The 18,103-nt window shown below is 35.1% G+C and carries 20 protein-coding genes; 9 read left to right on the top strand and 11 right to left on the bottom strand.

What is annotated here, in order from left to right; translation table 11 throughout:
- Window positions 1-17 precede the first annotated feature (17 nt).
- Entirely contained in the window at window positions 18-923 is a 906-nt protein-coding gene (locus tag C6H22_RS01990; RefSeq protein ID WP_104693666.1) for a methylenetetrahydrofolate reductase, read from the top strand.
- Between the two features lie 43 nt (window positions 924-966).
- Here the strand turns inward: C6H22_RS01990 and C6H22_RS01985 are convergent, their stop codons facing one another.
- Complete coding sequence (locus tag C6H22_RS01985; RefSeq protein ID WP_104693665.1) at window positions 967-1,461, bottom strand: flavodoxin; 495 nt, start codon at window positions 1,459-1,461, stop codon at window positions 967-969.
- A 252-nt stretch (window positions 1,462-1,713) separates the two neighbouring features.
- Here C6H22_RS01985 and C6H22_RS01980 point away from each other — a divergent pair, with 252 nt between their 5' ends.
- The 6 genes from C6H22_RS01980 to rnhA are packed head-to-tail and all read left to right on the top strand — an operon-like array spanning window position 1,714 to window position 6,978.
- A complete protein-coding gene (locus C6H22_RS01980; protein WP_104693664.1) occupies window positions 1,714-3,141 on the top strand; it encodes a Do family serine endopeptidase in 1,428 nt (475 codons plus the stop codon).
- A 10-nt stretch (window positions 3,142-3,151) separates the two neighbouring features.
- Window positions 3,152-3,985 (top strand): CheR family methyltransferase, encoded by an 834-nt coding sequence (locus tag C6H22_RS01975; protein WP_104693663.1) that lies wholly within the window; start codon window positions 3,152-3,154, stop codon window positions 3,983-3,985.
- 8 nt (window positions 3,986-3,993) lie between these two features.
- A complete protein-coding gene (locus tag C6H22_RS01970; RefSeq protein WP_104693662.1) occupies window positions 3,994-4,644 on the top strand; it encodes a CheB methylesterase domain-containing protein in 651 nt (216 codons plus the stop codon).
- Window positions 4,645-4,648: 4 nt separating this feature from the next.
- Window positions 4,649-5,482 carry a peptidylprolyl isomerase gene (locus tag C6H22_RS01965; protein WP_233706993.1) on the top strand — a complete coding sequence of 278 codons (834 nt, stop codon included), beginning with the start codon at window positions 4,649-4,651 and terminating at the stop codon, window positions 5,480-5,482.
- Window position 5,483: 1 nt separating this feature from the next.
- Window positions 5,484-6,572, top strand: coding sequence for a tetratricopeptide repeat protein (locus tag C6H22_RS01960; RefSeq protein ID WP_104693661.1), 1,089 nt, complete (start codon window positions 5,484-5,486; stop codon window positions 6,570-6,572).
- Window positions 6,547-6,978, top strand: a complete 432-nt coding sequence (gene rnhA, locus C6H22_RS01955; RefSeq protein WP_104693660.1) for a ribonuclease HI — start codon at window positions 6,547-6,549, stop codon at window positions 6,976-6,978. The genes C6H22_RS01960 and rnhA overlap by 26 nt, the downstream gene beginning before the upstream one ends.
- A gap of 206 nt (window positions 6,979-7,184) precedes the next feature.
- Here the strand turns inward: rnhA and miaA are convergent, their stop codons facing one another.
- Genes miaA through nusA form a run of 3 tightly spaced genes read right to left on the bottom strand, consistent with a single transcriptional unit; the run spans window position 7,185 to window position 10,435 of the window.
- Window positions 7,185-8,117 (bottom strand): tRNA (adenosine(37)-N6)-dimethylallyltransferase MiaA, encoded by a 933-nt coding sequence (miaA, locus tag C6H22_RS01950; protein ID WP_104693659.1) that lies wholly within the window; start codon window positions 8,115-8,117, stop codon window positions 7,185-7,187.
- 5 nt (window positions 8,118-8,122) lie between these two features.
- Entirely contained in the window at window positions 8,123-9,241 is a 1,119-nt protein-coding gene (locus C6H22_RS01945; protein WP_104693658.1) for a pyridoxal-phosphate-dependent aminotransferase family protein, read from the bottom strand.
- Between the two features lie 21 nt (window positions 9,242-9,262).
- Entirely contained in the window at window positions 9,263-10,435 is a 1,173-nt protein-coding gene (gene nusA, locus C6H22_RS01940; RefSeq protein WP_104693657.1) for a transcription termination factor NusA, read from the bottom strand.
- 159 nt (window positions 10,436-10,594) lie between these two features.
- Between nusA and C6H22_RS01935 the strand changes: the two genes are divergently transcribed.
- Window positions 10,595-10,843, top strand: a complete 249-nt coding sequence (locus C6H22_RS01935; protein WP_104693656.1) for an HP0268 family nuclease — start codon at window positions 10,595-10,597, stop codon at window positions 10,841-10,843.
- Between the two features lie 3 nt (window positions 10,844-10,846).
- Entirely contained in the window at window positions 10,847-12,178 is a 1,332-nt protein-coding gene (gene miaB, locus C6H22_RS01930) for a tRNA (N6-isopentenyl adenosine(37)-C2)-methylthiotransferase MiaB (protein WP_104693655.1), read from the top strand.
- A gap of 68 nt (window positions 12,179-12,246) precedes the next feature.
- Here miaB and C6H22_RS01925 read toward each other — a convergent pair whose 3' ends face one another.
- From C6H22_RS01925 to C6H22_RS01895, 7 genes are all read right to left on the bottom strand, one after another.
- Entirely contained in the window at window positions 12,247-12,738 is a 492-nt protein-coding gene (locus C6H22_RS01925; protein WP_104693654.1) for a hypothetical protein, read from the bottom strand.
- 14 nt (window positions 12,739-12,752) lie between these two features.
- On the bottom strand, window positions 12,753-13,733 hold the full coding sequence (locus tag C6H22_RS01920; protein ID WP_233706999.1) for an MBL fold metallo-hydrolase: 981 nt from the start codon (window positions 13,731-13,733) through the stop codon (window positions 12,753-12,755).
- Window positions 13,734-13,762: 29 nt separating this feature from the next.
- Window positions 13,763-14,080 (bottom strand): Rieske 2Fe-2S domain-containing protein, encoded by a 318-nt coding sequence (locus C6H22_RS01915; protein ID WP_104693652.1) that lies wholly within the window; start codon window positions 14,078-14,080, stop codon window positions 13,763-13,765.
- Between the two features lie 24 nt (window positions 14,081-14,104).
- Window positions 14,105-15,253, bottom strand: coding sequence for a UDP-N-acetylglucosamine 2-epimerase (gene neuC / locus C6H22_RS01910; RefSeq protein ID WP_104693651.1), 1,149 nt, complete (start codon window positions 15,251-15,253; stop codon window positions 14,105-14,107).
- Entirely contained in the window at window positions 15,250-16,287 is a 1,038-nt protein-coding gene (locus C6H22_RS01905) for an N-acetylneuraminate synthase family protein (RefSeq protein ID WP_104693650.1), read from the bottom strand. Before C6H22_RS01905 ends, neuC begins: the two co-directional genes overlap by 4 nt.
- A 163-nt stretch (window positions 16,288-16,450) precedes the next feature.
- Window positions 16,451-16,987 (bottom strand): acylneuraminate cytidylyltransferase family protein, encoded by a 537-nt coding sequence (locus tag C6H22_RS01900; RefSeq protein WP_233706991.1) that lies wholly within the window; start codon window positions 16,985-16,987, stop codon window positions 16,451-16,453.
- Window positions 16,975-17,916, bottom strand: coding sequence for an alpha-2,3-sialyltransferase (locus C6H22_RS01895; RefSeq protein WP_104693649.1), 942 nt, complete (start codon window positions 17,914-17,916; stop codon window positions 16,975-16,977). The genes C6H22_RS01900 and C6H22_RS01895 overlap by 13 nt, the downstream gene beginning before the upstream one ends.
- Window positions 17,917-18,103 lie beyond the last annotated feature (187 nt).

The following is an 18,103-nucleotide window of genomic DNA, read 5'->3' as shown; positions in this document are numbered from 1 at the left end:
ATACAAAGAAACACGAGATGATCGAGCAGTTTGTAGCCAAACTTGGCACAAAACAAAGACTTTTGACCCTAGAGGTTACCCCACCACTTTCACCGACACTTGCAGGAAGCAAAGAAGTAGAGAAACTTCTTAAGCTTTCTAGCGAGGTGACAATCGATGCATTTGTTTGCACCGATTCGCCTTTGGCGCATTTTAAACCATCATCGATTCTAAGCTCTATCAAACTTCAGAATATCACCCACAGACCTGTTGTATGCACTCTTGGAATGCGCGATCGTAATTCTATTGCATTGTGTGGAGATATTTTGGCAGCAAATGAGTTTGGTTTGCGATCATTTTTGTGTCTTACGGGCGATCCCATTAAGCTTGGAGATTGCGCAGAATCCAAGGGTGTTTTTGAGGAAAATTCCCTAAAGCTTATGCGTATCATTCACGATCTCAATGAAGGGAAGGTGCTTAGTGGCAAAGCCCTAAAAGATTCTATAGAGCCTATCTATGGTTTTCAAGTGATAAATTCCTATGCTAATAATCCCCAATCTCTTAAAACCAAAATGCGTAAAAAAATCTCACAGGGCAAACCATACGCGCTTTTTACACAGCCTGTGTATTCTAAAAAAATGGCAGAATTTCTTCTCCAAAGTTTGAACGAAATAAATGCCGAGCTTGGCACACACACCACGCTAATTTTTGGATTTTTTCCAGTAGTGAATTATAAAGTCGCCATTTTTTTGCGCGATAAGCTACCAGGCGTGTTTATCCCAGATGCTTGGATTACCCAACTACGAAATGCCAAAGATAATGAATATGAGGTTGGCTTGGAATTATCGCGAGAGTTATTGGATCAATTACGAAGCCTACATGACAAAATACATTTTATGAGTGCCAATAAATTAGAGCTTGTGAGAGAATTTTATCCATCATAAAATTTTATGTTTTATATTTGGGGCAAAATTGCACCCAAATATTTTATACAAATTCGTTTTTTATCTGAGCCACCCATTTAGTGATGCGATCATCGCTAAGATCTTCTTGATTATCTTCATCAAGCAAGAGTCCTACAAGCTTACCATCAACGAGCGATTCTGTATCATCAAAGTAATATCCTTCATTGGCGGTTTGCCCAATGCGTTTGGCTTTTGTAGCTTTGTGATAGAGATAAGAAACGCCATTGCAGAATGTATCGCTATACGTGTCTTGGTCTCCTACGCCGATAAAAGCGACTACTTTTCCGCTAAAGTCATCTTCATTTAGTGTATCTAAAAAACTATCCCAATCATCTTGTAAATCGCCATGTCCATAGGTAGGTGTGGCAAGAATGAGGTTGTTAAATTTCATAAAGTCTTCTTTAGAAGCTTTTGCTACATCAAAGAGTTCTGCATCACCAAGTTCTTTAGCAACTTTTTGGCAGATATTTTGTGTATTTGAAGAATCACTCCCATAAAAAATCCCAATTTTTTGCATACATACTCCTTACAATACCATAGATAGAGAAAATAAGAATAATTCCTATATCTCTTAAAATGCGAATAATACACTTTTTTTGTAACAAAGTATTACAAGATTCTAATAATCTTGCTTTTTTATTTTTTGCACAAATAGACATAGTCTCCATGAGATAAGCATTCTTATAAGCTCACTCACTTTAGTAATTATTTAAGAATACCAAATACAATAACGATTTACATATTTTAGAATCTAAAGTAAGGAGTTTGTATGATAAAAGCGTGTCGTATTTTATTGATAGCAAGTGTCGGGTATATGGGGGCTTTTGATTTCAAAAATGCACCGGATGTGCAAGAACGCCTAAATCCTAGTAGTTCTCCCCAAAGTATTCAATCTTATGCTTCCTCATTAGGCGATGCGACAAAGGCAGTTGTCAATATTTCTACGCAAAAACAAGTTTCAAACACAATTCCTAACCACCCTATGTTTAATGATCCATTTTTTCAACAATTTTTTGGCGATGTGTATGGGCAGATTCCAAGAGATAGAATCGAGCGAAGTTTGGGAAGTGGTGTGCTTATCTCCACCGATGGATATATTATTACCAATCATCATGTCATAGATGGTGCCGATAAGATTCTTGTCTCACTCTCTGGTAGCACCAAAGAATATACTGCCAAAATTATAGGTGCAGATTCTCGCAGTGATCTTGCTGTTATTAAAATAGACGCCAACACACCATCTATTGGTTTTGCTAATAGTGATGCGGTGCAAGTAGGTGATGTAGTTTTTGCCATAGGTAATCCATTTGGCGTCGGAGAGACGGTAACACAAGGTATCGTTTCTGCCCTCAATAAAAGTGGCATAGGGATTAATGATTATGAAAATTTTATCCAAACAGATGCATCTATCAACCCGGGCAATAGTGGCGGAGCATTGATAGATTCTCGTGGAGCACTCATAGGGATAAATACTGCGATTCTTTCACGCACAGGTGGTAATCATGGTGTAGGTTTTGCGATTCCTTCTGAGATGGTTAAAAAAATTGCCAAAGAGCTTATCGAAAAAGGTTCAGTCAAACGAGGGTATTTAGGTGTGGGAATCCAAGATGTGAGTGAGGATTTACAAGAAACCTATGGACAAAGAGAGGGAGCATTGCTTATTAGTATTGAGCCACAATCTCCAGCAGCAAAAGCTGGTCTTATGATATGGGATCTTATCACGCAAGTAGATGGCAAAAAAATTACAAGCGCACAGGATCTTAAAAATCTTATTGGTATGCTTCCGCCCACACAAAAAGTTACCATTAAATATGTGCGTGACAAACAAGAGCGCATGACTCAAGTTGTGTTAGGAGAGCTTAGCAGTGATGAATCATACAAAATGGATGAAGAACAAAATACTCCAAAGAATGCCAATGGAGGTATTAATGGTTTAGAGGTAAGTGAAATCACTCAAACTTTGCGCCAACGCTACAGAATCCCAGATAATGTGCGAGGTGTAGTGGTTGTGGAGGTAAAAAGAGATTCATTAGCCCATAAAGCCGGATTTAGTATAGGTGACGTGATAGCGCAAGTTGAGAATAGCAACATTACAAGAACATCAGATTTTTTGGCAGCTTTGGGCAAGTTTAAAAACAAAAACAAGAGAATCTTGGTATATTCTCGAAATGGAATTAAAACCATTATCCTAAAATAAAGAATGATTTATGATTCATATTGATGCTAAGCATTTTAAACTTTTGCAAGAGAAAATTTATGAGCTTTCAGGGATTGCCATTGTAGATTCTAAATTTGCTATGGCAAAAAATCGTGTCCTAAAACTTATGAAAGATACGCATTGTGAGAGTGTAGAGAGCCTACTTGCAGAGGTGACAAAAGATAAAAATATCGAACAAGCTTTTATCAATGTTTTTACCACCAACAAGACAGATTTTTTCCGCGAAAGCTTTCATTTTGATGATTTGCTTGATAGGGTTTTGCCGCAGCTTTTTAAGACACAATCGCGTATTAGAATTTATTGTTGTGCATCTTCTACAGGACAGGAGCCGTATTCTATTGCTGCTACGGTGGCATATGCCAAAAAAATTTATAATACTAGCACACAAGTTGAGATTATTGCTACAGATATTGACACACAAGTGCTAGAGGTTGCCAAAGAAGGAAAATATACGATCAATCCTTTAATGGAAAAGTGGCCTAAGTGGGCGGAGAGTGAGACCTTAGGGTTTTTTGATGTTGTTGATGAATCTGAAAAAATACGCCATCTTTGCGCCAAACCAAAGCTTAAAAATATGATAACTTTTAAGCAATTAAATCTTTTTGCTAAAAGATATCCTTTTAGTAACGAAGAATTTGATATAGTGTTTTGTAGAAATATTCTTATTTATTTTACTAAACCCGATCAAGAGAATATTTTGCAACGCCTCTTTTCTTTGCTAAAAATTGGTGGGACATTTTACTTGGGGCATTCCGAAAGCCTTTATGATTTAGCAAATGACACAGAAAAGCTTGGGCATAAAATTTTTATTCGGCAGCGATAAGGGAGACAATGATAGATTCAAAAGAATTAGCTACAGGTCAAAAACTCCATCCAGATACCTTGCTAGAGAGTAAGCCATGCAAGGATTTGATACGCCCAAAACTTATCGCTATAGGTGCGAGCACAGGTGGTGTTGATGCACTTAGCGTGATTTTTTCAAAACTTCCTAGAGGATTGCCACCAATTGTCGTAGTTCAACATATTCCAAAAACTTTTGGTTCTTCTTTTGCTAGACGTTTAGATTCTCTTTCAGAGCTTGATATTTTTGAGGTAACACAAAAAATGCGTCTTGAGCAATCCTACGCATATCTTGCAAGTGGAGATTCACATATATCATTGAGTTATGAAAATGGACATTATTTTGCAAAGCCCATAGATGGTCCTAGAATCTCCCGACACAAACCTAGTGTGGATATTTTGTTTCGCAATGTGAATAATGTGGCAGGAAAAAATGCACTTGGCGTGATTCTTACCGGTATGGGCGATGATGGGAGTATAGGATTAAAAGAAATGTATCAAAATGGTGCTATTACTATTGCACAAGATGAGCAAAGTTGCGTGGTTTTTGGTATGCCAAAAAGAGCTATTGAGGTTGGTGGAGCAAAGTATACGCTAAGTCTTGAGCAAATTATTGAATATATTAGTAATTTTAAAGGTTAGAAATATGCGATATGTGCTTATTATGTGTCTGTGGTTTGGGAGTATGGTAGTAGCAAGTGATGTTATAGCTGGTGTAGCGGTGCGTGTCAATGGATATGCTATAACATTGCATGAGATAGAAAAAATGCAAAAAACTATGAAAGTTGATAGGCAACAAGCCATTGATTTATTGATTAATGAGCGTTTGAAAGATGATGAGATTGAGCGTTTTAAGATTAGCATTGATGAATTTAAGATTGATGATGAAATTGGGCGTATTGCCTCAAGCAATGGTATCAACAAAAATGCGCTTATTGCACAACTTGCTAGAGAAGGGGTGAGTTATCAGGTATATCGATCTGATCTCAAAAAACAACTCCAAACGCGTGAATTAATGCAAAAAATTCTTGCTAGTAATGTCAATATTACCGATGAAAGCGAATTATTTGCCTATTATAATGCACATAAAAAAGATTTTGAAGTCCCATCTAGTGTCAAAGTTATGCGTTATAGCACTTCAAGCGATGCGTTGCTTCAAAAGGCTATGAAAGATCCAAAGAAGAATATCGAAGGCGTGCAAAAACAAGAAGAAACAATCAATATGCATATCCTTTCACCACAAATTGCTCAAGTATTTGTTACAACACCAAAAGGGGATTTTACGCCTGTGCTTAATGCAGGAAATAATGTTCTTGCGAGTTTTTTGGTGCTTGAAAAGCTTGGAGAGAAGCTTATGAGTTATGAGGAAGCTAAGCCTATGGTCAATCAGCGGGTAATGGCACAAAAAGAGCAAAGCATCATTAAAGAACACTTTGCCAAGATTCGCGCGAGTGCTAAGATCGTCTATTTACGAGAATAATATGCAGTGGTATCAAGATCCGCTTTTTGGCATTATCCTTGTTTTTATGATTATTGCTATTGTCGGTGTGCTAGATTTTATTCGCAACCGCCTAAAGGATCGAAAGCGTGTGAATTCTCTTGAAGATTTGAAAAAATCTTATGAATTTTTGGGGATAAAAGATGGTGTTGAAGAGTTTTTAAAGCTAAACAAAAATGCGATTCCAACGCTAGAATTTATCGCCAATGCCTATATTCAAAGTGGTAATATTCAAGAAGCTATCAAGATCTATACAAGTATATTAAACACCAACCCTAGCACATCTACACAGGATAAAGTTCATATTTTGTATGCACTTGGTGTGGCGCATTTTCAATCAGGATTTTTACAACGCGCCAAAAATGTATTTTTGGAGATTGTCAAAAATTTTCCTAGAAATCCAGAAGCTTTGTTTTATCTACTTAGGATTTATGAGAAGCTTAATGAGTATGAAAAGGCGATTGATGTAGTAGATTGTTTGCAAGAGATTTATGAGCAATCTGGAAATCTTGATGACACAAAGTATTTCGAAACCTTATCGCATAATCGTGCGTATTTAGAGAGTGTGTGTATTTTTGCTGATGAAGAGAGTGCGTTTGAAGATAAAGTGCCTAAATTGGAGGCGCTAAAGGCTATTTTTCCGAGGTTAGAAAAGCCTATTTTAATGTATTATAGGAATTATAATCTTGCACTTTTTTGGCAAAAGGCACAGGAAGCACGCAATATAGAAAATCTCCTTGATGTATTTTGGCATTGTCCCAAAAGTGAAGTCCCACTTGAGAGTCTTACAAATCAAAAGATTATTGAAATTTATAGAGCACGTGAGCAATCTCATATATCACACGAATCTAGTATGCAAGAATGTGCAAAATTTGAGTTAGAAACACTTCGTTTGCTACGCGCATATTCGAATTTTAGTGTGGATTTGCATTTTGAATATCGTTGTAGCGAATGCAAGGGGATTTTTCCTCTAGAAAATCAACGATGTCCCACTTGTAATGCACTTTTGAGCTTTGACGTTTTGTGTTCTGTGCGAGAAAGCAAAGATGAAATCCGTTACTCTTTATTGTGATGGTTCATCATTGGGCAATCCCGGTGCGGGTGGTTGGTGTGGGATTTTGGAGTTTAAATCCACTCGCAAAGTCATAAGTGGTGGAGAAGCGCACACAACCAATAATCGTATGGAGCTTCAAGCTGTTATTTCATCTCTTGAAGCACTCAAAGAGCCTTGTTGTGTAGAAATTTATAGCGATTCTAAGTATGTGTGTGAGGGTATCAATGTATGGCTTGCAAATTGGATAATAAAGGATTTCGCTAAGGTAAAAAATCCTGATTTGTGGCGAAGATATATAGAAGTTGCACAAAAACACAAGATTCACGCGACTTGGATTAAGGGGCATTCAGGCATTGCACTTAATGAAGAGTGCGATAAGATTGCCAAACAAGAAGCGTTCAAAATTTTAGAATCTACCAAGTAATAAATCATACGCAGGTTTTATCTGTGATCCGTACATAAAGTTATGAATGGCATCTTTTTGTATATCCCAAGAGTTTAAAACTTACAACTTTTCCGTGAAAGTCTTCTCCATCAGAATAAGGATTTTAATTGTTGCTTCTGCAAACACTATTGTTTTTATGCCATATTCTTTTGCAAGAAGTGTGTTTATATAGTGCTTGTTTTATTTTACAATTTAGAGTGTGTGTTTTGGTGTTCTTGCACATGTGAAGCGATGTAAGCGTGAATCTGGTGTGAATCTAAGAATAGGGCATTGCGAAATTGTGTGCGATTAAAAGTACTTTGCCTTTTGGCGAGTTGTGCGGTGTGTGTGCTTATCAGTGTATGTAGCATTTTGGTGTCGCTATTGTTTGTTGCAAGAAATTCTAGACTTTCTTTAATGCCTATAGCCTTGAGACTTTGGGAATGTGCTGGATAATTATCATGCAAAAATCGCACTTCATCAAGCAAACCTTGAGAAATCATCGCGTGTGTGCGTATGTTTATCCTTTTTCGCAAGATGTCTCTAGGCATATCAAGCACCAAAATAGGTATATTTTCTAAAGCTAAAAATTTTTGTTTAGGATGTGTAGCAAAATACACGCTTGGAATTGTGTCTGTAGCAAAATATATTTCAAGGGCTTTGTGGATTCTGTATGTATCGGTAGGCTGTAGTGTTTGCACATATAGAGAATCAATGTGAGATAAAAACTCATAGGGTTTTGGAATAGTAGCTATGTGATTGTGTATTGCGCGTGATACCTCTTGTGTGAGTTGTGGCATAGGGCTTAAGCCTTCAATCATACTTTTTAGATAAAAGCTTGATCCTCCTACAATAAAAAATGTCCTTTTTCCTTTGGATTTTGCTTGTGTGAGTGCAGATTCTAAACTTTGCCAAAATGTCATCACATTGCAGGGTTGGTGTGGATCTAACTCATCAATCCCATAATGTCTGACTTTTGCTAAGTCTTGTGGACTTGGTTTGGCAGAAGCGATAGTAATATACCGATAGATGCTTAATGAATCTAATGAAAAAATCTCTCCATCATAGCGCGTGGCAAGCTCTATTCCTAGCGCACTTTTGCCACTACCACTCGATCCGATGAGTGCAAAGATTTGCATAGAATCTAGCTAAGTAATGCATAATATTTTTGCAAAAATACCGCATTAGCTGTGCCATCAAATGTTCGCAATCCAGCCTTTTGGAGTGCAAACTCTAGCGCATTGACCATCCACGCAGTTTCATACACGGGGATAATCCCCATATGATTAAATCGTATAATACTTGTTTTTAAGTGATCTTGCCCACCAGCGGCATTGAGTGCAAAATCTGTCTTGAGAATCTTACGCAATGTGCTTGCATGTGCTTCATCATAGATCGTGCTCATTGCTAGTGCCGGAGTTTTTGGATAAATAGTAAGCCCCAATGCCTTAAGGGCTTCATTGCTTGCTAATGATCGTGCTCTAGTTTGTGCATATATATTTTGGATTCCACCCATTTCCTCTACAAGCTCAAAGTATCTGTAAAGTCCTTGAATGATAGTTGTGGGGGCAGTCCATGCAGTTGTATTTTGGGTTTGGTTTTTTAGTTCGGTTTTGAGATTAAAATAAAATCCTATATTGCGTTCATTTGCCATATCAATAGCATTTTGTGAAAGCGCGATAATGCTTAAGCCCGGTGGTAGCATAAATGCTTTTTGTGATCCACCTATGAGCGCATCGATATGTGTTGTGTCGATAGGTTCTACTCCCATAGCCGTGATAGAATCTACAACAACCATAGCATTTGGCTTTAATTTTTTTACTTCTCTAGCTATGTCTTCTACAGGGTGGCGTAATCCTCCCGCGGATTCACACATTTGCATACATATACAATCAAGATCGCTATCATTTGTAAATGCTTCAAGCACTTCATTGAGGCTTACTGGAGTATCCCAAGAATGCTGTATTTGTGTGTGTGGGATATTGTAGGCTTGTGCGATTTTTGCAAATCTTTCTCCAAACTTACCGCTATTTACCACAAGCACTTTGTTTTTGGTAAATGTCCTTACACATGCTTCCATAGCACCACTACCACTACTTGCTAGCATAAGCACTTCTGGGAGGTTGAGAAGTTTTTTGAGATTTTCTCTCACACGCGCAAAAATGGCTTCAAATTCGGGCGTCCTGTGGTGGAGTGTGGGTTCACTCATAGCATTGCGGATAGATTCTAAGACTGGTGTTGGACCTGGAGTAAACAATAACATAAAAGCTCCTTAGAATGTAGATTAATTTTTAAAGAGAGATTGCAACGCATCAATGCCGGTTTTTTCTACTTTAGATTCTCTTATATCTTGTAGGGTTATTTCATCATTATGTGTCGGTGTTCTCACTTCAACAAGTTCAATCTCACAATTACATAGCATACTCGCTAAGCGAATATTGATTCCATTTTTTCCGATAGCCTTGCTTTTTTGATCTGATCGTATTTGCACGATAGCTTTATGGGCAAATTTTTGTTGTGAATCTTCATCATAAGGTTGGAGTTTGATACTAAGCACTTGTGCAGGTGCCAATGCTTTGGCAAGAAAAATTTCTGGTGTTTGGACATATTCTATGCAGTCTATGCTCTCACCATTAAGCTCACTACTCACAGCGTTGATACGCACACCTTTTACCCCTACACAACAACCTATGGGATCAATACGCGTATTGTCGGTAAAAATGGCAATTTTTGCTCGCTCACCCGGTATTCTTGCACTTTTATGGATATGAATCTCTTCATCTTTGAGTTCGGGAACTTCTAGTGTAAGAAGTTCTTCTAAGAATTTTGGTGCAGTGCGACTAAGCTCTAGGCGTATGCCACCTTTTCCTATGCCCACAAACTTTAGTAATGCCCTAATGGTTTGTCCTACTTTAAAATGTTCGCCTTTTATGCGATTTTTTTTGGCTAAGAGTGCTTGTATACCATTAATTTCAACAAAGGTATTTTCATCTTTATCTACGCCCACAACCACACCTGCAACGATTTTATTTACTTTAGATTTGAGATCGTTTAGGAGTTGTTCTTCAATTTGGCGTTGTAAATTTAGCTCAAGTGTTAAAAAGAGTTTGTTTATCGCTCCACGCTTCATAGAATCTAAACTAAGCTCATATTCTAAGATATCATCAATGTTAATGTTTTGTCCTATATTTTGTGCTTCTTGATGCACTTTTGAGATCGCGATCACGCCTAATGGATTTTCTTTTAGGCGTTTATCATCATCTGCACATACAGCAATTTTATAAAAAAGCTTGAGGGTGCGGTTTTTGGTATCTTTTTCTACAAAATATTCATAATCAGGGCTAATCTCTTCTTGTGCAATTTTAATTAACCCTTCTTTGACGATGTTGCACACAATCTCTGGTTCTATATTTTTTTCATACGCTATCATATCTATGATGTCTAAGATTTTTTCCATTCTGTCTTTATAGCCTCCGAATTGTCTTTGTGAGTTATCTTGCTTTAGAGAAGTTTTGAAGTGGGTGCATTGTAGTAATTTTTAGCTTAAAAGTTACAAAATTATTGTAATTTTGCTATACTTGCGACCTTATTTGTCACCGATTCGGGAGGTAGTCTTATGGAATTAAAAGTTGCCAAAACAGATTTACAAAGTAAAAAAAATGAAGTCAAAATCTCACTAGATGAGGTATTGCGACAATACAAAGAAGAAAATAGACATGTGTTTTACTTTGATGGGCAAAACGCTCACAAAGATATGCAAAAAGCCCAAAATACGATACAAAAAGCTGGATATCGTGCACAACTCAATGAAGTGCGTTATGGGCTTGATGAAAACAATTACATCTATGAAATACACATTATCTAAAGAATGACCAAAAAACTTTATATTCAAACATTTGGATGCGCGATGAATGAGCGCGATTCCCAACACATTATCGCCGAGCTTGCACAAAAAGAGCACTATGATCTTACAGATGATCCTAAACAAGCGGATTTAATCCTTATTAACACTTGTTCGGTGCGCGAAAAGCCAGAAAGAAAGCTTTTTAGTGAGATTGGGCAATTTGCTTTACACAAAAAGCAAGGTGCAAAAATTGGTGTGTGTGGCTGTACCGCTAGTCATTTGGGTGGTGGGATTATCAAAAAATCACCACATGTGGATTTTGTGCTAGGTGCGCGTAATACATCTAAGATTACGCAGGTTTTACACACGCCAAAAGCCGTGGAAGTAGATATAGATTATGATGATAGCACATATGTCTTTGCTTCGCCACAAACTATGGGGATTAAAGCATTACTGAATATTTCCATAGGTTGTGATAAAAAATGTAGTTATTGTATCGTGCCTTTTACACGAGGTAAGGAAATCTCTATACCTCAAGATTTATTGCTTAATGAAGCGCGCAAACTTGCCACTAAAGGTGTAAAAGAACTTTTACTTTTGGGACAAAATGTAAATAATTATGGGGTGCGATTTTCTGTGCCACATGAAAAGGTAGATTTTGCGACGCTTTTGCACAATTTAAGTGAGATTGATGGCATTGAGCGTTTGCGCTTTACCTCTCCTCATCCATTACATATGAATGATGAATTTTTAGCAGAGTTTGCGCGTAATCCAAAGATTTGTAAATCTATCCATATGCCACTCCAAAGTGGATCGAGCAAGATTCTCAAAGCTATGAAACGAGGCTATACAAAAGAATGGTATCTTGAGCGTGTGGCAAAATTGCGTGAGTTTTGCACACGTGAGGGTAGGGAAGATGTGGGTATTAGCACAGACATTATTGTGGGCTTTCCTGGTGAGAGCGATGCGGATTTTGAAGATACGCTTGATGTCGTGCGACAAGTGAGATTTGATACAATGTATAGCTTTATCTACTCGCCTAGACCACATACAAGTGCGTATAATACAGAATCTAGTTTGCTTGTGGATTCTGAAGTGGCGAAGGAGCGATTGGCAACATTACAGAATCTCCATAGAGAGATACTTGCACAAAAATCTCAAGATGAGATTGGTAGAGTTGTGGAAGTTTTGGTTGAAAATCATCATACACAAGAGCGTTGGAGTGAAGGGCGTAGCGATCACAATCGGCTTGTTAAGATTGGTAATTTTGTAGGGGATATTGGTGAGATTGTGCGTGTGAAAATTACCAACGCACAGGGTGGCTCTTTGAGTGGCGAGGTGATCGCATATCCTTAAATCTTTTGCTTTGGCGTATCGGAAAACTCATTGTAGTATGTTGTTTTAGCAAATCGTTTTGAGTTTTCTCAAATTTTATTAATCGCATTTAATTCTTTTATCATTCTGTCTAAATTTTGTGGTGTTAATCCATGAATAAGGCTAGCCAATTCTAGTGTCTCAGCTTTCGCCTTATCACAAATAGAGCAATACAAACCATAACGATTTAAAACCTTTAGATAGGATTTAGAATCTAGTATTTTAGAAATTGGGGTTTCTTTACAAATTACAGAATCTAATTTGCTTTTATAATTTTTGTGTTTTAAAAAATATGGTGCTTGAAGTAATCGCCAAAACTCACTATGATAAACATCAGGTGATCTATGAAATTTACACCAATATCCAATGCTAGCTTCATCCCATGATTCGTTATTGTCAACTATACAGGCTAAAATAGATTCCGGTGCACTAATTGTTATATGTGGATTTTTAACAATAGAATCTAAAATTTTTAACTCACCATTTTTAATTTCAATACTAAAGCCAGTTAAATTTTCTAAAACTCTTATGGTGACAACCACTTCTTCACTAAGCTTTATTTCTGGGACATTATTAAGATTAAAAAATATTTTTTTAGCTTATTTATATCAAATTTATTTGTAGGATATTGGCTTATAAATTCATCTTCATCGAATTCTTCTTTTATATATTTTTCTATTATGCTTTTATCATATAAATTTTGTGCATAATGTAGTTTTTTAAATTCGGCATTCGGAAGAGAGAAACTTTCACCCGTTAATAAGTCTATAACCTTGCAACGTTCATTTTTAAAAGCATTTATCACATCTTGAATTGTATTTTTTCTCATTAAATTCATATATGGTAAATGTTTAGGATGATTTAAAATAAAATGGCTAGCAAATGGTAAAAAATATTTAGCTTTAAATTCCTTTGCCATTTGAGTTAGCATTTCTAATTGTGCAATTGCTTGAGTGGTAAAAATCTCAACTTTTCTTTCATCATTCAAATGACTCCAAGTCAGAGGATAACCTGATGCACCAGGACTAAATGAGCTACATAAAATGTCTATTTCTCCAATTTGTTTTGCTATTCTTCGATTAAATCCTGAGTCATTAACATTTAAAATTTTATATCCAGAAATTTCAATTAAACTTTGTGAATCATTCCAAATGCTTGCTGGTTCATATATTGTTATAAAAATATCACCCGCTATTTTCATTTTTTGTCCAAAATTTAAAGGATTAACATTTTTAAAACCTAACTCTTTTAGCTTTTTTTCCATTCGCATATTCGAAAATGAAGGTATATAAATTTTTGTATCTTTGTCAAAAAAATTTAGTGTAGCAGGATGTAAATGATCGCTATGTTCATGTGAAATGTATATTGCATTTGGTTTTAAATCTTTGGGATGAATTAAGGGCTTTGGATAATTTCTCCATGCACCTAAAAATGCTGATCCTATAAGCCAAGGATCACATAATAAACAAAAATTATCATTTTTTAATTCTAGCGTAGCATGAGAATGAAGAGTAAGTGTTAAATTTGATTTTTTAATTAAAGAGTTTTGTTGTGAAAGCTTAGATTCTAATGCTTGTGGTAATGGGGGGGGGTAAATTGCTTAGATTCTATATGAACTTCATTATTCAAAATTACAGAATCTAGCTTACAAAGATTAACGCTTTTTATATTTATTCCTTCACCATTTTTATTAAAGCACCAATTGTGTGCAGGACAATGAAAGGTCTTATCTTTTTTTCTTACTTGCCCACCTTGATGCGGACAAATAGAGCTATAAACACTTATATTATTTTTTAATTTTTCATATACAATCAAATATAATTCATCATTTAAAAAAAATTCATTTATGCCTTCATTTAGAGTATTCAAACTGCAAAGCTTCATGTAAACTCCTTTTTTGTTAAAAATTCAAAGATCGTTAAAGATTTTTTGTTTTGGTGTGTTAAAAAACTTATCATTTAATATCGCTTTTATAAATAATTTTGAGCTTTCTAAAATCCCAGAATCTAAAAGCTGAGATTCTGTATTTAAATTGCATTTGATTTGTAGTGAATTTATCGCATCTAAAATTTGCTTAGATTCTGCCTTTATATTTAGTACTTTATCAATCCCTGCTCTGCCGTTTTGCCTTGTACCTATTAAAATGCCTTTTGTATTTAAATATACTGCTTCTTTTAAAATACAACTACTATTTCCTATTATAAACTTCGCATGTTTTAGCAAGGCTATAAAGTACTCAAACCTTAATGATGGAAATATTTTAATTTTTTTATTATTTTGTAATCCTTCATATTCTTTTAGTATTAAATCAAATCCTAAATCATTGTTTGGATAAATAACTATAAAGTTTTGAGCACTTTGTTTTATTGCTTTTACCAAATGTCTTGCTTGTATTTGTATGGTATCTATCTCGGTTGTAACAGGGTGAAATATAACAATCGCATATTCTTTAAATTCAATTTCATAATATCTTTTAGCTTCTTGTATTTTCCCAATACTCTTATGTAAAATTTCTAAATCAGGACTGCCTATTATGTGTATATTTTCTTTACTCTCACCCATTTGCAAGAGTCTTTTTTTTGCCTGTTCATCATTCACAAAATGTATGTGTGAAAGTTTTGAAATAGCATGTCTTAAAGAATCATCTATTGTTCCGCTTATTTCCCCACCTTCAATATGAGCCACCAAAATATTATTTAATCCGCCAACAATTGCTGCTGCCAGTGGCTCGATTCTATCACCATGAACAACTATTAAATCCGGCTTTATTTCGTGAACAAAACGAGAGAAACCATCAATAGTAACTGAAAGGGAGCTATCAGTATCAAAATAGCGATTAAAATTTATAAATTTATAAATATTTTTGAAACCATTTTTTTCAATCTCTCTATAAGTTTGACCAAATTTTTCGCTCATATGCATACCAGTTACAAATATAAATAATTCAAATTTTTCGTTTCTTTCCACTTCGTTTAAGATTGATTTTATTTTACTGAAGTCTGCTCTTGTGCCGGTTAAAAAAACAATTTTTTTGGTATTAGATTCTGACCCAATCATTCAAAATCACCCATTTTAATTTGAACATTTTCTTTTATATCTCTTGTTGCAATTTTGCCTAGTAAATTTTCGTATTTTTCAGCTCTTATACCACCAAATCCAGGACGCTTAACCCATATATTTTTTTCACTAAATTTTTCACCTTTTTTAATAGGTGCAATAGAACAAATAGATGCAAAGGCAAAGTCAATTGTGACTTGCTCTTGTATGGTTGCTTTTTTAGATTCTCCATTACCTCTCATTTGCCACATCAATTTAGATTCTATGATTAATTTTTTTAAGTTTTCCTCATCCATTGAGCAAACAATATCTGGACCAACGCGATCCATTGTATCTGTAAAATGCCTCTCCAATACACTTGCTCCCACGGCTACCGCACCAAGACAAGCTAAATTACTAAGCGTGTGGTCACTTAAACCCACAAGGCAATTAAATTCATTTTCTAGTTGTTTCATGGCATCTAGCCTAACTAATTCATAGGGAGTAGGATATAAATTTGTAGTATGAAGTAATACGAAAGGAACATCAGCATTTCTTAGAATTTCGACAGATTTTCTAACAGAATCTAAATTGTTCATTCCCGTACTTAAAATTATTGGCTTTTTAAAATTTGCTATATGCTTTAACAGTGGGTAATTATTACATTCGCCAGAGCCAACTTTATAAGCACTAACACCCATGGATTCTAATCGATTTGCCCCAGCTCTTGAAAATGGTGTACTTAAAAATAGCATTCCTTTAGATTCTGTGTATTCTTTTAATTCTCTCTCGTCTTTTTCGTTTAAAGCACATTTTTTCATTATCTCATAAATGCTAATTTTTGCATTTCCGGGAATTATATTTTTGGCTTCACTGCTCATTTCATCTTCTATGATATGGGTTTGATGTTTTATAATTTTTGCCCCAGCTCTACATGCAGAATCTACAATCAACTTTGCTAATTCTAAACTGCCATTATGATTTATACCCATTTCAGGTATCACCAATGGAGGAATATCTTTGCTTATTGTTATATTTTTAAATTTTATTTTCATAATTTTCCTTTGTTTAAAAGCAGAGTTTCTGCCATTAAAAAATCAAATTCGCTATCTATATCAATGCTGACTTCCCTTGGCATTATATAGGCAAAAGAATTAGGCATATAAAAACCCTCATTTAAGAGTAAATTCTCAATTTTTGCAAAATAAATTGCTCCATTTAAACGATAATTTTTGGGCAAATCTTGACTTCTTTTTCCTTGAATTTTTTATCTATAAAATTATCCAAGCTTAGATCCTCACCCAAAACATTGCTCCATTCTTTTGGGTGATCACATTCACAGACGCTTATCACACAATCTGCATTTTTATACAAAGCTAATTCGATCGCAGAATCTATATGTTTAGATTCTCTTAATGGGCTTGTTGCTTGAAGCAATAAAATATATGTAAAAATTTTATTTTGCTCTTTATAAAAATTTATCGCGTGTTCTAAAACTTCATAAGTACTCGTAGAATCTAATGAAATTTCTTTGGGTCGTATGAATGGTGTTAAAGCACCATAGTCCTTTGCAATCTTTGCATATTCAGTTGAATCGGTGCTAACTATCACATCATGAGTATATCTAGATCCTAATCCCGCTTGTATACTATATGCCATAAGTGGTTTATTATTGAGCATTTTTATATTCTTATTCTTAAGTCTTTTTGAACCAGAACGAACAGGAATTATCGTTAAGATATTTAACTTTTCCATGCAAACCTTCTCATTTTGTTGATAAATCTTTTAAGTATCACCAATGGATAAAGTATAATTTTTGAGATTTTTAGAATTCGTCTAATTTCTGCTAAATCTTGTCTTGAAAGGTAATCTCCTGATAATACCCAGTTAATTCTTGCTAAATCTTTAGGCGTGATTTTTACAACATCATTTATGAAATTTGTAGGTTTAGGCTTAACAAAACTAGAATCCAAGTCATTAACTCGTGGAGCTAATGGAAAATACTCTTTTAATGGGCAACTTTCACTTAAAATATAAATTTTTACACCATATTCTTTTTCTAAGAGCTTAAGTGCATCTATATCAGTTTGTGCATTATGCCAATCTGCCGGCTTACATTCTTTATCAAATCCCAATGAAAAGAAATTTGGCTTATCTTTCATACTAAAAGCATACTTACCACCATCTCTGTATAAATCAATACCAACAATATATAATTCTTTATAACCTAGTGCTACGGCTACTGCCACCATATAAACGCCTGTTGTGATTGCTTGATCTTTATGTATGTAATTAAACATAATGCTATTGTTAAATACTGACAGCATTTTTATATACTCACATCCATCCATTACATCTGGGAAAAAACTCAATGTGTTTTGGGTTGCCCCCCCCCCCACTATTACACCTGGTTGAATGCACATCAAGTAATCTATCTTATATTCATCCTTTTGCTTTAAAGTATGAAGCGTTAAGTGAGAGGTTGGTAGGTTGAAAATTCCATTGATAAATGCACATTTTATGCTTTTGCCTAGAAAGTATTTATCTTCAAAAAAGAATTGATTTGCACGAAAAACTTCAAAATCTTTTGGAAGTAGAGAATAATCAATATTGGCTAAACTTGGACCATTCCCAGCGATTACACACGCCTTGCTATATGTCTTTATTTCACAGCTGTTACACATAAGAACCTTCCAATATTTGCTTGTTGAATCTGAATTGAATTAGTATAAAATACATCCATTTTCCCTTTATTGTTGTAAGGAATCTCGTAAAATAGGGATGCATGCTTATGAAAATGGTAATTTTCATACAGTTATAAACTATTCTGAATGTCAATTGTAATACTTTTTTCTTAAAAATCATTTAATG

Source organism: Helicobacter equorum, assembly GCF_900198655.1.
In the GTDB taxonomy this organism is placed as follows: domain Bacteria; phylum Campylobacterota; class Campylobacteria; order Campylobacterales; family Helicobacteraceae; genus Helicobacter_F; species Helicobacter_F equorum.
This window is presented reverse-complemented; position numbering and strand designations above follow the sequence as displayed.

Bases quoted from the DNA above. Each gene is read 5' to 3' on its own strand.
- C6H22_RS01990 (WP_104693666.1), top strand. From the start codon at position 18: ATGATCGAGCAGTTTGTAGCCAAACTTGGCACAAAACAAAGACTTTTG.
- C6H22_RS01985 (WP_104693665.1), bottom strand. From the start codon at position 1,461: ATGCAAAAAATTGGGATTTTTTATGGGAGTGATTCTTCAAATACACAA.
- C6H22_RS01980 (WP_104693664.1), top strand. From the start codon at position 1,714: ATGATAAAAGCGTGTCGTATTTTATTGATAGCAAGTGTCGGGTATATG.
- C6H22_RS01975 (WP_104693663.1), top strand. From the start codon at position 3,152: ATGATTCATATTGATGCTAAGCATTTTAAACTTTTGCAAGAGAAAATT.
- C6H22_RS01970 (WP_104693662.1), top strand. From the start codon at position 3,994: ATGATAGATTCAAAAGAATTAGCTACAGGTCAAAAACTCCATCCAGAT.
- C6H22_RS01965 (WP_233706993.1), top strand. From the start codon at position 4,649: ATGCGATATGTGCTTATTATGTGTCTGTGGTTTGGGAGTATGGTAGTA.
- C6H22_RS01960 (WP_104693661.1), top strand. From the start codon at position 5,484: ATGCAGTGGTATCAAGATCCGCTTTTTGGCATTATCCTTGTTTTTATG.
- rnhA (WP_104693660.1), top strand. From the start codon at position 6,547: ATGAAATCCGTTACTCTTTATTGTGATGGTTCATCATTGGGCAATCCC.
- miaA (WP_104693659.1), bottom strand. From the start codon at position 8,117: ATGCAAATCTTTGCACTCATCGGATCGAGTGGTAGTGGCAAAAGTGCG.
- C6H22_RS01945 (WP_104693658.1), bottom strand. From the start codon at position 9,241: ATGTTATTGTTTACTCCAGGTCCAACACCAGTCTTAGAATCTATCCGC.
- nusA (WP_104693657.1), bottom strand. From the start codon at position 10,435: ATGGAAAAAATCTTAGACATCATAGATATGATAGCGTATGAAAAAAAT.
- C6H22_RS01935 (WP_104693656.1), top strand. From the start codon at position 10,595: ATGGAATTAAAAGTTGCCAAAACAGATTTACAAAGTAAAAAAAATGAA.
- miaB (WP_104693655.1), top strand. From the start codon at position 10,847: ATGACCAAAAAACTTTATATTCAAACATTTGGATGCGCGATGAATGAG.
- C6H22_RS01915 (WP_104693652.1), bottom strand. From the start codon at position 14,080: ATGAAGCTTTGCAGTTTGAATACTCTAAATGAAGGCATAAATGAATTT.
- neuC (WP_104693651.1), bottom strand. From the start codon at position 15,253: ATGATTGGGTCAGAATCTAATACCAAAAAAATTGTTTTTTTAACCGGC.
- C6H22_RS01905 (WP_104693650.1), bottom strand. From the start codon at position 16,287: ATGAAAATAAAATTTAAAAATATAACAATAAGCAAAGATATTCCTCCA.
- C6H22_RS01900 (WP_233706991.1), bottom strand. From the start codon at position 16,987: ATGGAAAAGTTAAATATCTTAACGATAATTCCTGTTCGTTCTGGTTCA.
- C6H22_RS01895 (WP_104693649.1), bottom strand. From the start codon at position 17,916: ATGTGTAACAGCTGTGAAATAAAGACATATAGCAAGGCGTGTGTAATC.